Origin of the sequence: Cellvibrio sp. KY-YJ-3 (genome assembly GCF_008806955.1) — a bacterium.
Taxonomy (GTDB): domain Bacteria; phylum Pseudomonadota; class Gammaproteobacteria; order Pseudomonadales; family Cellvibrionaceae; genus Cellvibrio.
The window spans coordinates 3,069,253-3,087,223 of sequence record NZ_CP031727.1 but is presented as its reverse complement, the minus strand read 5'-3'; the positions used below and the strand labels follow the sequence as shown (position 1 = coordinate 3,087,223).

At 47.3% G+C, this 17,971-nt stretch carries 11 protein-coding genes; 2 read left to right on the top strand and 9 right to left on the bottom strand.

Going from position 1 to position 17,971, the window contains the following annotated elements; all coding sequences use genetic code 11:
• Positions 1–30 precede the first annotated feature (30 nt).
• A complete protein-coding gene (locus D0B88_RS13015; protein WP_007641144.1) occupies positions 31–1,578 on the top strand; it encodes a LysM peptidoglycan-binding domain-containing protein in 1,548 nt (515 codons plus the stop codon).
• A gap of 79 nt (positions 1,579–1,657) precedes the next feature.
• On the opposite strand, the gene D0B88_RS13010 is transcribed toward D0B88_RS13015, so the two are convergent.
• From D0B88_RS13010 to D0B88_RS12995, 4 genes are all read right to left on the bottom strand, one after another.
• Positions 1,658–4,132, bottom strand: coding sequence for a glycoside hydrolase family 9 protein (locus D0B88_RS13010; RefSeq protein WP_151057659.1), 2,475 nt, complete (start codon positions 4,130–4,132; stop codon positions 1,658–1,660).
• Between the two features lie 90 nt (positions 4,133–4,222).
• Entirely contained in the window at positions 4,223–4,840 is a 618-nt protein-coding gene (locus D0B88_RS13005) for a tRNA-(ms[2]io[6]A)-hydroxylase (RefSeq protein WP_151057657.1), read from the bottom strand.
• A 10-nt stretch (positions 4,841–4,850) separates the two neighbouring features.
• Positions 4,851–5,333, bottom strand: a complete 483-nt coding sequence (locus D0B88_RS13000) for a DUF1289 domain-containing protein (RefSeq protein WP_151057655.1) — start codon at positions 5,331–5,333, stop codon at positions 4,851–4,853.
• Between the two features lie 62 nt (positions 5,334–5,395).
• Positions 5,396–6,424 (bottom strand): SMP-30/gluconolactonase/LRE family protein, encoded by a 1,029-nt coding sequence (locus D0B88_RS12995; RefSeq protein ID WP_151057653.1) that lies wholly within the window; start codon positions 6,422–6,424, stop codon positions 5,396–5,398.
• A 373-nt stretch (positions 6,425–6,797) separates the two neighbouring features.
• Between D0B88_RS12995 and acnB the strand changes: the two genes are divergently transcribed.
• A complete protein-coding gene (gene acnB / locus D0B88_RS12990; RefSeq protein ID WP_007641133.1) occupies positions 6,798–9,416 on the top strand; it encodes a bifunctional aconitate hydratase 2/2-methylisocitrate dehydratase in 2,619 nt (872 codons plus the stop codon).
• Between the two features lie 80 nt (positions 9,417–9,496).
• Here the strand turns inward: acnB and D0B88_RS12985 are convergent, their stop codons facing one another.
• From D0B88_RS12985 to D0B88_RS12965, 5 genes are all read right to left on the bottom strand, one after another.
• Positions 9,497–10,180, bottom strand: coding sequence for a cytidylyltransferase domain-containing protein (locus tag D0B88_RS12985; RefSeq protein ID WP_151057651.1), 684 nt, complete (start codon positions 10,178–10,180; stop codon positions 9,497–9,499).
• A gap of 135 nt (positions 10,181–10,315) precedes the next feature.
• The gene (fliD, locus tag D0B88_RS12980) at positions 10,316–12,373 is read right to left on the bottom strand and encodes a flagellar filament capping protein FliD (protein ID WP_151057650.1); all 2,058 of its coding nucleotides are present in this window, start codon (positions 12,371–12,373) and stop codon (positions 10,316–10,318) included.
• 150 nt (positions 12,374–12,523) lie between these two features.
• Positions 12,524–15,175: a CHASE domain-containing protein gene (locus D0B88_RS12975; RefSeq protein ID WP_151057648.1), complete on the bottom strand. Its 2,652-nt coding sequence runs from the start codon at positions 15,173–15,175 to the stop codon at positions 12,524–12,526.
• 150 nt (positions 15,176–15,325) lie between these two features.
• Entirely contained in the window at positions 15,326–17,092 is a 1,767-nt protein-coding gene (locus D0B88_RS12970) for a flagellin (protein WP_007641128.1), read from the bottom strand.
• Positions 17,093–17,523: 431 nt separating this feature from the next.
• A complete protein-coding gene (locus D0B88_RS12965; RefSeq protein ID WP_007641115.1) occupies positions 17,524–17,916 on the bottom strand; it encodes a flagellar protein FlaG in 393 nt (130 codons plus the stop codon).
• Positions 17,917–17,971: the final 55 nt, after the last annotated feature.

Sequence of the window (17,971 nt, the reverse complement as noted above, 5' to 3'; positions counted from 1 at the left end):
CCACAAAAGCACCTAGCAAAAAGTGACCCTATGAGTAAACCGCGCCCTCTTATTCGATTGTCCACCAGTTTATTGCTCACCGCCACCCTACTGGTAACTGGCTGTAGCAGCCTTCCCGATAAAAATCAGGAAACTGCAGAAGCTAAAACCAAAACGGTAAAAAAATCGACCGAAAAGCATGCCGTAAAAAAACCGACCGAAACAATAGAAGCCACAAATCTGTGGGATGACATTATTAAAGGTTATGGACTGCCAACCGTTAGCGATGAAAAAGTTAACAAAAATTTGCGCTGGCTCGCAAACAATCAGCGTTATCTGGATCGGGTAACCCAACAGAGCCGCCCCTACCTGCACTATGTAGCCAGCCAATTAAAAGCCAACGATTTACCCTTGGAGCTTGCACTCCTTCCCATCGTAGAAAGCGCTTACGACCCTTTTGCATCCTCCCCCAGTCGCGCCTTGGGAATATGGCAATTCATGCCTCAAACTGGCCGCAATTTTGGCCTTACTCAAAACCACTGGTATGACGGCAGAAGAGACATAGTTGCCTCAACAGATGCAGCCGTCCGCTACCTCAAGCGCTTGAACACTATGTTTAATGGCGATTGGTTTTTAGCTGTCGCCGCTTATAACGCAGGTGAAGGCACTGTACGCAGAGCCATTGAACGAAATCGCAAGCAAGGAAAAGGCACTGACTTCTGGTCATTACCCCTATCACAGCAAACACAGTCCTATGTGCCGCAGTTGATTGCACTCTCCAAAGTTGTCGCCAACCCGGCTAAATACGATCTTGAATTAGCAGCCATACCAAACAACCCCTATTTCACCACTGTCAATGTAAGCACTCCTGTAGATTTGGCACAGGCAGCACGCATGGCAGAGATAGATCCAAAAGAATTGCGCAACCTCAATGCAGGCTATAACCGTTGGATTACCAACCCATCGGGTCCACATCAGCTTTTGGTACCCGTGGCAGATGCTGCGCAGTTCACCCTAACACTCGACAAGCTCCCCCAAATTAAGCCCATGCAAATTGCTGGTGATTACAAAGTGAAATCCGGCGATACCTTGGGCGCACTGGCCAAACGCTACGGCACCAGCGTTGCTGCCATCCAAGCGGCCAACAATCTCAAGTCTACGAATTTAAGAGTCGGTCAAAGCCTGAGCATTCCCGGCCAAACACCGGTTAATTCTCCTTATGCGATTCAAGCCGAGCAGGAGATTGCCCAGCGCAATCAAAAAAACACCGGCATTCATTACACCGTTAAGTCTGGTGACAGTTTTTGGACTATTGCAAAAAGCCACAACACCAGTGTTAAAAACCTGCTGCAATGGAATGATTTGAGTGCAAACGCCAAACTCAAGCCAGGCCAAAAGTTACTGATTGCCGACAAGGCGATAGCACAGAAAGATGGCAATAAAATCACTTACCAAATAAAAAGTGGTGACACACTGAATAAGATCGCCAACAAATTCTCTGTATCTAAACAAGATATTCTGAGCTGGAACAAAGTGAAAAATGAAAGCTATATTCACCCTGGTCAAGAATTAACTATTTTCTTATCTGCCAAAAATTAATTGTAAAAACCAAATCAACACCCAATAAAAAAGCCGCAATTTGAAATTGCGGCTTTTTTATTGGGTCATAGGTTATTTACTATTCCTTTAATAATTCTTCGGCAGCATTAACAAGGAAGATATAACTAGCAGCCAGATTAACGACATACTCGTTTTGCCCCCAAAAGAAAGGCCAATCCTCATGATTCTCAGGGTAATCAGGCTTGAGCACAAGAATACCCGGCACTATCCCACCCGAAATAAATGAGAAGTCAGCGCGATTCATGCCGTAAGCTACTTCCTTACTGCGAGTACCCACATTAGATACAAGCGATAGGTTATGCGCAGGATGCGTGCCATACAGGAAGTTTAATCCCTGCAATACCGACTCACGACTAACCACATCCGGGAATGCCTTGTGAATATAATAATTATTCAACGCATGACGAATCACTGCACCACTGCCAGCCCAACCACCTTCAGTAATAGGTACGGCGAAAGGATTTTTTGATTCTATTTCCTTCAGCTGTTCACGGTAAGCCAATGCTTTGTTGTTCAAAACCAATTTAAAATTGGCATTCATATGGGGAATAGCACGAATAAACCAGGAGGCATTAAACGCAAACTCAACTTCACCCAAAAGATTCTCAATTGCTTGAACGTATTTAGCTTCGCCAGTGGTGATTAATAATTCCGTTGCTGCTTTAAGTTTTTCATGCTCAAGTTTGCCACCGGTAGTATTACCGTGTTTAAACAAGTCCGGCTGCACTTTGGCGGCCTCATCTGCCCAGACCTTTTTTGCCGTTGCCAAAGATTCTTTGGCAAGCTCATCATTGAACCCTGTTAACGCACGGCTCGCAGCTGCAAGCGCAGCAGCAGAACCATAATTTAACGAAGAGGATTTACTGGTGAATGCCCAGCGGTCATCAAATTTACCGCTTTTAAAGCCGTCAGTTTCAAGCTCACCCATTTTGGGATCGTAAATTAAATTATCTGTTTTGGTGATGCCATCGCCCAAGTGGTGATACTGGTCAATATGCGCTTCTACAATACCGGGAATTGCGTGGCCGATTGCACGGTGTTGCGCAATCAACGCCAGTGTTCCGTGTTCGATTTGTTGCAATACATCGGGCTTGCCATCCGCTGTATGAAGATCAACAAATTTTCTGGCGTAGTCCACACTGGTGGTGTCACGTTTCAGGTTGAAGGTTTCCCACGCAGTGACGAGCGTATTCACCACGTCGTATTGCGTCTGAGTGCGAATATCGTAATCGCCCGCGTCATACCAACCACCGATATTTAAACCAGGAATATGTTCACCGGGTTTGTATTTTGTGTCGGTTGTTGGCCCCTGCGCATACAAATCAAAATGCTCAATGTTAACTGGCGCCTGCAAGGCATCGTCCAAATGCGATGCACCATGCCATATACGGTAGGATTCATTAACCGTTACGTGATCCATTTGCACCGGCAAATACATGTCCAATGTGGGGTGCCATGCGGCTTGATAAACCGCTTTATCAATGCGGAAGCTATGAGTTTCCTGCTTGCCATAAGTGATGGCATATAAACCCGGCGTTTGAATTTTGCTGAAATCAAATTGGCGATATTCGTAACGCAAATATTTGCCCCAGCTTTTGGGTTTTTCAGTTAGCACTGTTTTGCGCGTGCCATCGGCATTAATTTTTACCAAACTCGCTTTGTGAACTTTTTTATCGCGCGCATCTAATTCAATCACCGCGACTTTTTTCTGTGCGGGATGGTAACCCACTTGCGAATGAGCAATCATAGGTTTGCGAATCCAATTTTTCACAGTCGCCGCATCAATTTGCCATTCGATTACCGCACCGGTTTTATTCGCCGGAATTTTACTCCGCACCACAAACCAACCGTTTTGCGCTTTGCCACGACCATCATAAAGTTCGAGCGGTGCGCTGGCAGAACGAATACTTACACGGCGTTCATTATCTTCCGGAGCAAATACCAAATGCTGCCCTTGCGCTAGCGCAATGGGGTCAGCTTTACCATTAATTTCTTTTAAACCTGTGGGATAAACAGGAAAACCACCGGCAGTGTCATCCATCAAAAATGACTTATGGAAATAAGCCGCTGGCAAAAACTCCAGATTAAACCCGGCTTTACCTTCAAGGGATTTTGGTAGCGGTTTTGGCAAGTTAACAGTTAAGCGCACACCTTCAGCGTTTTTAGTAACTTTGATAGAAAAATCAAACTGTTGATCGGGATAATGCAGAAACGCTTCAATGGATTGATCGGCATGATTCACTTTTCGCTCTTTGAACATGGGCGTCATATCCCACTGCTCCGGCGTCGCATTCAAGCGCACATCACCGTTAGTAACGGTGCGCTCACCGTGATGAATTAGTTCAACACCGCTGGTTTTGGAATCACTAAAAAGCCCGTCATACCAATTGCTAAACACCAGCACATTCAAGCCGGGTTTTTCGAAATAGTCTTTGTCGTTGAGAGTAAGGTCGTCTTTTGCCTGAACCGGCAAAGTGAGAGAAATAAATAAAACGGCGAGCAAACCTCGCCATTGACCGAGTTGATATGCCATGTGAATCTCCAGTTTATTATTAGCAGAAGACTTATAGTCTATTTGCACATAACATACTGGTATACTAGATTTACACTTAATAACGGAGGTTTACGCAGTAAAGGAGTTCACAACTCCCGAATGAAATCGAAACTCTTCATCACTACCTTCAATCAAGGTTTTTTCCAACGCAAGAAACTCCTGCACTCTTGCAGAAATATCCGCGCCCTCTGCTGCTCGTTTGGCGAGAACTAAATAATCTTCGTAATGACGAGATTCGGATTTCAGCAGCGATAGATAAAATTTCTGCAGCTCTTCATCCAAAAATGGAGCGACTTTGGCAAAGCGTTCGCAGGAACGAGCTTCGATAATGGCGCCGCAGATAAGGGTGTCTATATAGCGGCCGGGTTCAGAAGTACGCACTAATTTGCGCAGCTCACCCGCGTAACGACCAGGAGTGATTTGATCATAGCTAACGCCCCTCGCCTTCATAATTGCCATAACCTGTTCGTAGTGACGCAACTCCTCGCGGGCAAGACGCGACATTTTGTTCATCATGTCAAAATCGCCTACGTAGCGGAACATCAAATTAATCGCAGTTGATGCCGCTTTTTTTTCGCAGTTGGCGTGATCAAGCAGTAACAATGCTTGATTATCCAAAGCGTTTTTTACCCAAGCATCGGGGGTTTCGCAGTGCAGAAATTGTTGGATTTTGGTGAGAGCATTCATAAAGTAAAAACTATTTGTGTTGTTCGAGTGTTTCAACAGTGATAAAACAAGGTGAAATATAACGTTCGTAATGCGCGCAAGACAGCGCGTAAAAATCTTTGTCGATATTGTCGCGAATAACCGGCAAGGGAGTCCCTTTCCAATTTGCGTGCAATGCCAAGCCATATTGCGATAAATCCTGAATCTGGCTGGCGCCAGCGCGCAATAAATCAAATACCCAGCAATAGGGATTTTGTTCGGGTTTGAATTGGATTTGTTGGTGTTTAATTTGCGCGAGCAGCAACTTTTCATCATGGATATGAATCATGTTCTGCACAATTTGCGCAAGAAATGCTTCTAACCGTTGCGCAATCAATAAACGTTGATCATGAGTATAGGCATTCCAGTTAATCACCTCATGACCAAAACGTTTACAGCCGCGACAGACACTGTCGCCAATGCCGGTAGAGCAAATTCCCACACAGGGAGTTTTTACGGGTTTTAATACAAGCATACGAATCGCGTTATGAGTGAACTGCTGAATACAGCAGTTCACTGGGTATGGAAAAGATAAAATTAATAAGCCGAACCAGTAATTCCCAACTCAATTTTCCACAAAGAACCTGCACCTGTTAAAAACAAAGTGGTACCTTCAGGGCCGCCAAATGCAACGTTGGTCAAGTTGGCGTCTACTGTGGCTTGAGCAATTTGTTCGCCGGCAGGGGTAAATACACGCAATTGGCGCGATAAGTGTTCAGTGAGATAAATGTTTCCCAAACAATCCACTGCCATGCCGTCCGGAATATGAATACCGGTGACCAGATCTTTACCCGCCTGCGGAATCCCATCAACAATTTCATACGCGCGCAATATACCCTGCTCGCCACCACCATTTACATAAAGCACACTTTCATCGGGCGATAGAGTAATACCGTTGGGATTGCTAATAGTGTCATCAACCAAGGTCACGCTACCATCCGTCGCCACACGATAAACACCCGTTTTTTCCTGACCACCGGGTGCGGCGGCCGTTTGGAACGCCGGATCAGTAAAATAAACAACACCGTCTTCGGTGATGGCTATATCGTTGGGTGAATTAAATACGTTGTCTTGAAAGGTTTGGGCCACTGTGCTGCGCTCACCAGTTGCAAGATTGTAGCGCGACACACTTTTATACTTGTGCGTGCCCGCAACCAGCAAACTATTGTTATCCACAGCCAAGCCATTGCTACCAGAGTCCTCAATAACCGTTGTCATCTGGCCAGAAGCATCTAACTTTTGTACTCGCGACGGGAAACCTTCGCTAAATACAAAATCGGAAAAGTACAAGGAATCATTGATCCACACGGGGCCTTCATATAAGCCGGGTTCAGTGCGGGTAGTATTGGCCGCTTCGATACGCACTGGAGTCAAGTCGCCTGCTGGCGCCGTACCTTCACACGCAGCACCAGCTGCCATCGAGGAAAAGGTAGTATCAGCAACAGAAGAAGCAGCCGCCGAACTGGCAGCTGAAACCTGTGATGATTGTTGCTCGCACGCCGAAAGGCCAACCAGGATTGCGCTCATTAAGCCGATATTAAATAGTGGTTTGCATAAGGTTTTCATAGAGATCCCTTTGTACTTTTAATTGGTACTTGTGATTAATCAATACTTGTAATCACTGTTTTTTTTATTGCCGCGGACCGGTCTGGACTAGCCAAACAAGGCCGTCACCTTATCACAGTCGCCTTTAAATACCGACCTCAAAACACGCCGAACTTAGCGCGGAGCGCATTAACAGCACGCATCGCTTGGGTTATACTCTGCGCCCGATTTAACACGCTTTTGGTAAATCAGCACTGCGCTAGAGAAAAAGGCAGTGAGTAATTAAGTGCGCACATTGGTTGAGCGCACTTAGACATCCATGAAGGCCATGGATAGCCTCCTGACGCAGAGATCCTGCCGAGGGAGTAACCCCTACACTAATGAGGATAAAACCGTGCTTGAAGCCTATCGTAAACAGGTCGCAGAACGCGCCGCAGAAGGTATTCCACCAAAACCATTGAACGCCGAACAAGTTGCTGGATTGGTCGAACTGTTAAAAAATCCCCCCGCTGGTGAAGCTGAAGTATTACTGGATTTGATCACCAACCGCGTTCCGCCCGGCGTCGATGAAGCCGCCTATGTTAAAGCCGCTTTCCTAAGCGCGATTTTGAAAGACCAAGCTTCCTCCCCCCTGATCGATAAGCCTCTCGCGATTAAACTGCTCGGCATGATGCTCGGCGGTTACAACATCGAAACCCTGGTTAACCTGCTCGACGATGCCACTCTGGCGCCTTTGGCTGCCAAAGAACTCAAGCACACTTTGCTGATGTTTGATGCATTCCACGATGTGGAAGAAAAAGTAAAAGCGGGCAACCCACATGCGAAAGAACTGATGCAATCCTGGGCCGATGCCGAGTGGTTTACCAGCAAGCCTAAAGTCCCTGAGAGCACCAAACTCACCGTTTTCAAAGTCACCGGCGAAACCAATACCGATGACCTGTCACCAGCACCCGATGCCTGGTCACGCCCTGATATCCCCCTGCACTCACTCGCCATGTTCAAAATGGCGCGCGATGGCATCACTCCTGATGAACCAGGCAAAATCGGCCCGATCAAACAAATCGAAGCATTGAAAACCAAAGGCTACCCATTGGTATTCGTGGGCGATGTTGTGGGTACCGGTTCTTCACGTAAGTCAGCGACCAACTCAGTGCTCTGGTTTATCGGTGAAGATATCCCGGGTGTACCTAACAAGCGCACCGGCGGTGTGTGTATCGGCAGCAAAGTCGCGCCGATTTTCTACAACACCATGGAAGATGCCGGCGCACTGGTGTTTGAAGCACCGGTTGATAACCTGAACATGGGTGATGTAATTGAGATTCGCCCATACGAGGGCAAAATCCTCAACGCCACTACCGGCGCGGTGATTTCTGAGTTCAGCCTCAAGTCCGATGTGCTGTTGGACGAAGTCCAGGCTGGCGGCCGTATCCCGTTGATCATCGGCCGCGGCCTGACCACCAAAGCACGCGCTTCACTGGGCTTGCCTGCAAGTACTTTGTTCCGCCTGCCAGAATCACCGGCTGACACCGGTAAGGGTTATACCCTCGCACAAAAAATGGTAGGCAAGGCGTGCGGCGTAAAAGGTATTCGCCCAGGCACCTACTGCGAGCCGTACATGACGACTGTAGGTTCACAGGACACCACCGGCCCTATGACCCGCGACGAACTGAAAGACCTGGCCTGCCTTGGCTTCTCTGCCGACCTGACCATGCAGTCTTTCTGCCACACTGCTGCGTATCCAAAGCCAGTGGATATCGAAACCCAACACACATTGCCCGACTTCATCATGACTCGCGGCGGCGTTTCCCTGCGTCCAGGCGACGGTATCATCCACAGCTGGTTGAACCGTATGCTGTTGCCTGACACCGTAGGTACCGGTGGCGACTCACATACCCGTTTCCCGATTGGTATTTCCTTCCCAGCCGGTTCAGGCCTTGTAGCGTTTGCTGCTGCGACCGGTGTTATGCCACTCGACATGCCTGAGTCTGTTCTGGTTCGCTTCAAAGGTGAATTGCAACCGGGCATCACCCTGCGTGATCTGGTAAATGCGATTCCTCTGTATGCGATCAAAGCCGGTTTGTTGACCGTTGAGAAAAAGGGCAAGAAGAACATTTTCTCTGGCCGTATCCTTGAAGTAGAAGGTTTACCTGACCTGAAAGTAGAACAAGCGTTTGAAATTTCTGACGCATCGGCCGAGCGTTCCGCGGCTGGTTGTACTATCAAGTTGGATAAAGCGCCCATCATTGAATACATGACATCAAACATCACCATGCTGCGCTGGATGATCGAACAAGGTTACGGCGATATCCGCACCCTTGAGCGCCGCGCGCAGAAGATGGAAGCCTGGATTGCCAACCCTGAGTTGATGGAAGCTGATGCCGATGCGGAATATGCAGCGGTTATCGACATCGACCTGGCGGATATCAAAGAACCCATCCTCGCCTGCCCTAACGATCCGGACGATGTGAAAGTATTGTCTGAAGTTCAAGGCGCGAAGATTGATGAAGTGTTTATCGGTTCGTGCATGACCAACATCGGTCACTTCCGCGCTGCCGGTAAATTGCTGGCATCCACTAAAGACGAGCTGACCACGCGCTTATGGATCGCTCCTCCTACCAAAATGGACGAGCACCAGTTAATGGAAGAAGGCTACTACAGCATCTACGGCGTTAAAGGTGCCCGTACCGAAATGCCAGGCTGCTCACTGTGCATGGGTAACCAGGCGCGTGTAGCTCCGAAATCGACTGTGGTTTCTACCTCTACCCGTAACTTCCCGAACCGTTTGGGTGAAGGTGCGAATGTGTACTTGGCTTCTGCTGAATTGGCTGCTATCGCTGCGGTACTCGGCAAGCTGCCAACACCAGAGGAATATCAAAGCTACGCAAGCAAAATCAACAGTATGTCTTCCGAGATTTACCGCTACCTCAATTTCAATGAAATTGAGAGCTACCAAAACGCTGCCAATGAAGGTAAGCGTATTGCAGCGGTAGAGATCCAGACTGTTGCAGTGTAAGTAAAAAATAAGACGTAAGTCTTAAACGAAAAACCCGCAGCGATGCGGGTTTTTTCATTTTATCGTTTGGTATTTTGTGCTTAGGACCTAGCACGTAAATAGGCTTCAGCTTGTCGAATATCTTCCTCGTTACGAATTTCCAGGCTTTCTTTTTCGGGCATTAGATAAGGAATCAGGTGGCTACGCGGGATGATCTCCTCGCGCAAAAAATCATCTACTTTAAAAATTGAAATGGCGCCGTTGGGTAAATACAGCGAAGGCAAATCCTCCCGAAGTATTAAGCTTGTGTGCTCACCTGCGAGTAGATGTAAAAACTCACCACCCCCCACATAGGCACGCATATATTTATTGCTGATTTCATAAACACTGATCAGGCGCCGACAGCAGGGAAAATCGCGGTATTCAGCGAGCGCCTCGACAATATGTTTTGCCTGACGCAGTGGCGAGGTGGGCTGCAGCAAGATAATCGTATCTTTACCTGCCGGTTTTACGCGATGAATAAACTCGGCAACCACTGGATCCAAAGGGGAATCATCACGCGCAAAATGGTAATCACGCTTAATGCGTTCAGCGCCGTAATAGTGAGCCATCGCCAGAATCTGATCGTCGTCCGATGAGACATAGACCGCGTCGACAACCCCCGATTTTTGCGCCGCAATGATCGTATAAGCCAGTAGCGGTTGGTCGAGTAGTGGCTGAATATTTTTTTGAATAATACCCGTTGAACCGCCACGGGCAGGTATCAGTGCAAATACGTTTGACATAGCGACTCCAGAATTCTGGCTTGCTATAGGGTGCGACCCAACTGATCGCTGATGAGAACTTATTTAGCTTAGATGAAATTGCGAGATGTGAAAGCCTGAAGGCAAATAAGCCTCAGCAAAAAGCTAATCCAACAATTAGCTTTTTGCTGTAAATGGCAGGCGGTCGACAATACCATCGAGGAAACCACCCGTGGTATTCAGCGCACGAACAATGGATTCCATTGCCTGGAACTGTGCCATTAAGCGCGCACGATAGGCTTCACTACGCCGCTCCAGCGCTTCTTCATTTTGCTCTACACGCTTGATGTCTTTATCAATAGTAGTTTCGCGTTCTTTTATCAAACCAGAGGTTTTCAAAAACTCATTAACCAGGCTGCTCATACTGCCCGCGAAACCACGAGTGAATGTCAGCGTACCTGTAGTTGCTCCAGGCTCTACCATCATACTCAGGCCTTCAGCTTTAGAACCGATTGCAGGCAATAAGATATTGCCTGAACCAAATGCGGCAACGCCATCGACGGTACCTGCCACATCAGTACCACTTGAAACTACAACACCATTAGTCATACCAAAGTCAGCCAACATATCAGCGCTAACTGCACTAAAGTTCACAGTACTGGACGCGCCATAAGAGGCCGACGTAAAGACTAACTTACCGCCTTCAAAAGTTACTGCCACGCTTGCATTGGCCGCTTTAACGTTAGCGTCAAGGTTAATCAAACTTTGTAAATCAGCCGCCAATTCAGCGCCCGATCCATATTGCTTACCCGCCGGCAAACTAATGGCGTTGGACGTAATACCATTTAATTGAAAAGTAAAACTGTAGTCTTTAGTGCCGCTACCAATGCCAACCAGATCAACGGGATCAGTTGTAGTTAAGGTACCCTTTGATGGTTGTTGGGTAATCACTACCTCATAAGAACCCGGCTGGCTTCTTGCCGAGAATTTAGTGACATCGATATTTGAAACCGACGAAGAAGCTTTAGGCACAAATAAGTCGCGCACAAACTCAAAGTTATCGTCTATGGCCGCGCGGAACCCGGTGCTGTCGTCTTCATATATTTTGAGAGTGCCATCCAGTTCGGTACGAATACCTAAATTTGACAGTGTACTGAACCCCTCACCGATTCCAGGAACCGCATTCGTTAATACATTGCGGATACTTTGCATCAAATTTTTAGCGAGAGGATCACTTTTTAAACTGCCAAAATCATCCAATTCAGCATCAAAACCGACAAGTACATCAACTTCAGCCTTGAAGGTATTGTATGCCTGAACAAAATCACGGATGGTTTGTTCGGCGACCGATTTGTCTTCAGAGATGACCAAACTAATGGTTTCAGTGGCTGAGCTGGTGAACAAATCAAACTCCAAACCATCGATGACATCTTTCACCTGGTTGGATTCGCGGCTTACCAATAACCCATTTACACGAATTTGTGCATCCAGCCCCTCTTGTTGCTGAGTCAGGTTTTTAGTGGTCTCGTTAAAGTTAAATGCGGCAAGCCCAACGGCAGCCGGATCTTCTGTTGCAACAACTTCGATTTCGTTTTTAGCACCAGTACTGGCAGTCATCAACAGCCTGTAAGAACCGCCATCACTAACAATACTTGCCGATACACCAATATCGGCAGCGTTGATCGCATCACGCAGACCAGTCAGCGAGTTATTGGAATCATCAATGGTGATGGTTCCACCGGTTTTGGTGGAATCCACGGTGAATGCGGTGTTTCCTGCATTCCAATCCCCCAAACGAATGGTCAAAGTGCCTTTGCCAACCGGACTCGTCATAGCCGCAAAACTGGCAGAGCTGAGGGATTGAGCCTGAGCAACTTGCTCGACTTTTAACTGATAGCTACCCGCCACAGCCTTTGAATCCAGCTTGGTAATGCCAATCAAACTGGTATCTGGAACGGACAGGGCTTTGGCATTAAATGTATCGGCGCTACCAAGCGCGGCGGCAGCGGTTTCCAGCTTCGCAAGCGAGCTGCGCAACAGGCCATAATCTGAAATTTGTGTTTGCAGAAGTGTCTTTTGACTGGTCAAGCGCTGTGCCTGAACCATCTTGTTCGCTTCGGTAAGCTGGTCAGCAAGCTTATTACTATCGATACCAGAGCCAGACCCTAACGCACTGACAATGCTAGAACCTATTGATCCGTTGTTGTTTGTCGTACTGGATGTACTGGTCACCATAGATACCTCCACACCAAAAAATTACCGCTTCGCATAGGTTAGCGGCAATGAATGGGTAAACTTTAGCCGGTTTTGCCGCTATTTATCAAAAAACCTGATTTTTAATAACAAAGCATAAAACAGGCCAGCACGAACAATAGGCCCATTAAATCAATCGTTATAAATGGGCAAAGTGATATAAAAAGTAGTGCCTTTTCCTACCTCGGACACATAGTCAATTGTACCACCCATACGATCAACCAACGCCTTGGTAATACTCAACCCAAGGCCTGAGCCATCCCGCTTACGGGTATCCGATGAATCCACCTGGGCAAAACGGGTAAATACACGCTGATGGAAAGACGCAGGTATTCCCTGCCCCTTATCAATTACCTCAATGTGAATGCGATGCGCTTCTTTGGTCATGCGGATCTGCACAGGATTATGCTGATAAGAAAATTTGATCGCATTGGAAATCAGGTTGGACATGACCTGCAAAAAACGATCACCATCTAATTTTGCTTTGAGCCCTATTAAGGATTCATCGGGCAGATCGAGCTGCAAATGCACAGCGTAACGCTCCGCATAAGCAAGATGTTGCTCCACAGCCTGCTTTAAGAGTGGATACACCTCATGCACATCAATGGTTAAATTGGCACTACCAAATTCCAGTTTATCGATATCCAGAATGTCATTAACCAAACGCGACAGGCGATCCGCATTGGTTGCCGCAATAGACAAGAGCTGTGCCAGCTTTTCATCCAAAACACCAACACCACCATTCAGCGCCACGCTCAATGCACCTTTGATAGACGTTAATGGAGTGCGCAATTCATGGCTGACGGTGGAGATAAATTCTGCTTTAAGTTGTTCAACCTTTTTACGCTCGGTGACATCGTGAATGATAAAAGTAAAAAATAATCGCTCTTTAATATCCACCGGGCTAATACTGAGTTCAACATTCAGACTCACTCCGTCACTGCGCCGCGCAACACGCTCTTTTTCGCCTTCCACAGCTGAAGAAAAAAGCGCAGCACCCGACAAATCAGACAGAGAGGGGATTAAATCTGCGATCTGTAATTGCTCAAGGTTTTCTAACGAATAGTTAAACAGTATCGCAGCAGCCGGGTTGGCCTTTTCAATTACACCACTGCTGTCCACTACTAAAATTGCTTCAGCGGCACTTTCCAAAATAGCGGCGAGTTCTTGCGTGCGCTGCTCAACGAGATTGTGAATATGTTGGGTACGCCCTGATATCAGCAACAAAAAACCACCCAATAAACTGCAGAACAGCAAACCACCTACCAATACAAACCACGACTCCAAACCCTGTTTGCTCGTCAAAAAAAACTGTGTAGGTGCGATACGAATTTGCAGGCGCCGCCCACCTAATGTGACTTCATCCTCAAGGATTAAATTATCAGCATAGGCAGGTGTGGCCACCTGCCCCTTGGTGTAAAACCGTAAGGGGTCTGTCGCTTGGGTGATGTCAGTAATAATCAGGTTGTAATTCGCCGACGCAAAGGGCAATAAAGTAGCGGTAATTAAATCGTTAGCGCGCACAATGGCCGTCGCATACCCCATAAGCATCGGTTTATTTGCAGCTACTTCGGGTTTCAAATAAGCCAAACTGAACACCGGATAGAACGCAATTATCGCCGGCGAATAGGTTTTGTCCTGCAACAGCTGCAAAGGCTTGGTCATAGCCAACTCGCCGGTCTTCGCGGCGCGCTCAATTGCGTCAAAGCGTTCAGGGTCTGCCGCAACATTCACACCGTGAATAACCCGCCCCTGCTCCCATGGTTCTATATAAGTGATAACAACGTAGCTATCACGCTCCGGTGCGGTAGTAAAACTGCCATCAGAAGAGGCTTCACGAATGACAAAATTATCAAAGCCCTGCCCGCGCATATTGGATTCAAACTCACTGCGTTCATCGTGTGCAAGCAAACGATTCCAGGAAAAGCCCGATACACCGTGCTTTTTTAAAATAACCTGATCCACATAAGCGATAAACTCTTCGCGAGTAATATCTTGTGACGCAATAAATAACCCTCCCAAGGTCGCGAGGATCTGCTCCACCGAACCCAGTGTGGTTTCTACGGCAGCAGCAATCAAACTCGCCTCCTGCCGAAATTGCACCTCCATTTTTTTTTGTTCGTTGTTACTGGCAGTGATAAAAATTATCACTACAACCAAGCTACTAACAACCAAAGGGATACCCACAGTGGCGCGCCGATTTCGCCAAAAATAGCGGGGCTCAGCAAAAAATACACACATCAAGGGCACCGCAATAAGCACCCCTATAGCATCACCAATCCACCAGGTTCCCCAACTAAAAATAATTTGATTTATCGAAATAATGTCATAAGCAAACAGAACCAGCGTACCGATACTCGCGCTAATGGCGGCCGCTACTGGCCCGCCAAGGATAAACACCAAAAAAATATCCCGTTCGTCTGTTAAATGATTAGGAAAACCAACAAAACGACGAATAAGCCAGGCCCCAACCAAACAAGCGATACTGCTGCCACACGCGATAAAAAAACCAACCCCAACAACCCCACTGGTTAGGGTTTGTCCATCTGCCAAAGCGACACCAATATTCAGCAAGGTCGAACCAAGTAACACACCAATAACCAGCGGATTCCCCCAAATAAGCAAAGCCGCCAAAGAGATCCCCAAGGGCAAAAATATGCCACTCACAAAACCCGGGGGAATAGCCAGCAACAATGAAAGCCAACCGCTGGCCAAATACACCAGCGTCAGTAAAACGATACGCAAAATCAGAGAGACAAGCTTATGAGGGGAAGATAAAGCCATGTTTAAAAACCGGAAGGATACCTGCGTTAATGCTAGCTGATTATTTGCCTATAATCGGTTTATTCAGGCTATTTACGCCCTGTAGAAATACAAAAACCGCAGCAAGCTGCGGTTTTTGTTATACGGGCAGAAAAACTACCAGAAAAATTATTATCTGAGCAGTGATAACACCTGTTCTGGTCGCGCGTTGGACTGAGCCAACATCGCCGTGGCCGCCTGCTGCAATACCTGAGCACGGCTCAGGGCGGCGGTCTCTGCAGCGAAGTCTGCATCGATGATCCGCGAACGGGAGGCAGAGGTTTTCTCTGATACGTTAGCCAGGTTAGACATGGTGAAATCCAGACGGTTATTCACCGCACCCAGATCTGCACGGGTGGCGTTCACCTGTTCCAACGCTTTATCGACAATACTGATTGCACGTTGGGCGCCTTCGTAAGTGTCAATCTTGATGCTGGCAACGCTGCCCACACCGGCGGTATCGTTACGCTCTTTAAAACCAGTGATAGCAACTACATCTACTGCGGTCGCTGTATCACCGTACTTGATAGCGATTTCTTCGCCATTGGCAGAGCGCAGAGAAATTTGGTTAGTACCGCCAGCAAACGCCACAACACCCGTTTGATCGGACGATAAGTTGATAACACGAATAGTTTCCGCAATCGTGTCGGCCACCAACGTCCCGGCTGTAATCTTACCAATCGGGATATCATTGATAATTAAATCGCCTTCTTGCAACACTGGAGCGCCACCAGCAGCGGTGACTGCAGCACCTAACAAGTTGCCGTTAGCATCCTGTACATCCACGCCTAATGCAGACACTCGCGCATCAGCACCAGCAGTTGCCCCCAACTCAATGGTCACGCCTAAACGATCGGCGCTAGTGTCATTGAACACCAAGGAGAAGTTAGTATGGCCATCAGCCAAGCCTGAGGGATTACCAGTTGTTGCAGTTTCATCCACAGTAATTGATGACGCACCCGGTGCGGTGAGAATTAACTTACCGCTAGCATCCACAGTCGCTTCGATAGCAGTTTCAGCATTAATTTTATTCACCAACTCTTTCATGCTGTTGGTGCCGGTAATGGTATAAACCTGCGACAAACCATTGCCATCGACCAAAGTCAGTTCAAGAGTTTCGTCTGGCGCACGCAACACACCTGAACCGGCAGTATCGGCAGTGACTTGAACCAGAGACGCAACTTCAGCGCCCTTACCTTCCAAATCCGAGTTGATGCTTGCCAATGCTTCATTCAAATTAGTGGCGGTAGTGACCGGGTCAATAGCAGTGCCATTAATCAGTAAATCACCTGCCGTCAGATCTGTCAGCGCATCGATCTCCGCCAAGTGGTTGGCCGGTGGAGCACCGTTAGGTGTTGCAGGCTCACCCACGATATCGCCAGACGAGCCGCCCAGCGCATAGGTATTAAATGAACCAATGGCAATTTCCATTGTTTCATTTGCCTGAGAGCCCACCTGCAAGAAGGTTTCACCCAAGGTTCCATCCAACAGCTTCTGGCCATTGAATGATGTAGTCTCTGAAATACGGTCCATTTCCAGCTTTAACTGTTGCACTTCCGCATCCAATGTTTTGCGGTCGTCATCGTTATAGATACCGTTCGCAGACTGGATTGAAAGTTCGCGGATGCGCTGCAGAATATTGGTTACTTCTTGCAAAGCACCTTCTGCGGTTTGAACCAGAGACACACCGTCATTTGCGTTACGGATAGCTTGATCCAAACCACGGATTTGCGAGGTCATACGGTTGGAAATGGCGAGACCCGCAGCGTCATCTTTGGCGGAGTTAACACGCTGACCAGAGGACAAGCGTTCGGTAGCGCGATCAAGAGCGTTTCCAGAGTTCATCAATTGACGCTGTGAATTCAAGGAAGCGACATTGGTGTTAATGACTAAAGGCATAATAAATCTCCTAATGATTGTTCCTGTTCACAGTTGCGTGTGCTGTGACAAGCCGACTGATGAAGCCCAGAAACAGCGGCAAATAAATTGCTCAGTTTGTGAGAACTTCGTGGCAAGACTGGTAAGAAATGGATACCAACAGGATTTCTATACGGGTCGCCTAAGTGGGCTTTTGCACAGACTATGCCAAGAAAAAAATCAAGCGCTTTAGGCCATAAAAAACAGCCTCGGCGGGAACAATTATTCAAGCGAGGGAAACAACATTTTTTAGGTAGTGTGCTGGATAAAAAAACGACTAAAAAATAATAATTGCGGAAAAAATATTCAAAAAAAACCTCAAAAAAAAAGAGCAGCGAATGCTGCTCTTTTTTTAAAACACAATATTTCCAAAATCGCTTAAAAAGCCATAAATCAATGATTTAAAAGCGTTTTTAAGCCTGCGCGCTAATCAGGCTAACTGGCTCATCGGGTGTGAGTTGCTGTGCCAAACGCAGAAATATTTCATCGGGAATTTGACGAATAACTTCTTGCGTACTCCTGTCCAATACTTTCACAACCGTTTCACCTGAACCAGGGTCGTAAGTAAAATTCAAGTCACGTTGGGTGGACTGAATATACTCGTTCATCTGCGCAACGGCGGCCTGCACTTTCTCTTGTACCGCTTGGGAATTGACGGTTTCAGTGGTTACAGGTTTTGCCGCTTCGGCAACCGGCGGCAAATCATTGCCGGTTTTTTGACCTTGCACAGTGCCCGCCAACGACGAAGCCGGCACTGGTTTCACCGGTGCCGGTCCCGCTGCGATTTTAGTGATTTCATTCATCATAAAGTCCTCACTAGAACACACCTTCAAAGTTAGCCAGAGGGCTAACTTTGAAGGA

Bases quoted from the DNA above. Each gene is read 5' to 3' on its own strand.
- D0B88_RS13005 (WP_151057657.1), bottom strand. From the start codon at position 4,840: ATGAATGCTCTCACCAAAATCCAACAATTTCTGCACTGCGAAACCCCC.
- fliD (WP_151057650.1), bottom strand. From the start codon at position 12,373: ATGGTGACCAGTACATCCAGTACGACAAACAACAACGGATCAATAGGT.
- D0B88_RS13015 (WP_007641144.1), top strand. From the start codon at position 31: ATGAGTAAACCGCGCCCTCTTATTCGATTGTCCACCAGTTTATTGCTC.
- D0B88_RS12995 (WP_151057653.1), bottom strand. From the start codon at position 6,424: ATGAAAACCTTATGCAAACCACTATTTAATATCGGCTTAATGAGCGCA.
- D0B88_RS12970 (WP_007641128.1), bottom strand. From the start codon at position 17,092: ATGCCTTTAGTCATTAACACCAATGTCGCTTCCTTGAATTCACAGCGT.
- D0B88_RS12965 (WP_007641115.1), bottom strand. From the start codon at position 17,916: ATGATGAATGAAATCACTAAAATCGCAGCGGGACCGGCACCGGTGAAA.
- D0B88_RS13010 (WP_151057659.1), bottom strand. From the start codon at position 4,132: ATGGCATATCAACTCGGTCAATGGCGAGGTTTGCTCGCCGTTTTATTT.
- D0B88_RS13000 (WP_151057655.1), bottom strand. From the start codon at position 5,333: ATGCTTGTATTAAAACCCGTAAAAACTCCCTGTGTGGGAATTTGCTCT.
- D0B88_RS12975 (WP_151057648.1), bottom strand. From the start codon at position 15,175: ATGGCTTTATCTTCCCCTCATAAGCTTGTCTCTCTGATTTTGCGTATC.
- D0B88_RS12985 (WP_151057651.1), bottom strand. From the start codon at position 10,180: ATGTCAAACGTATTTGCACTGATACCTGCCCGTGGCGGTTCAACGGGT.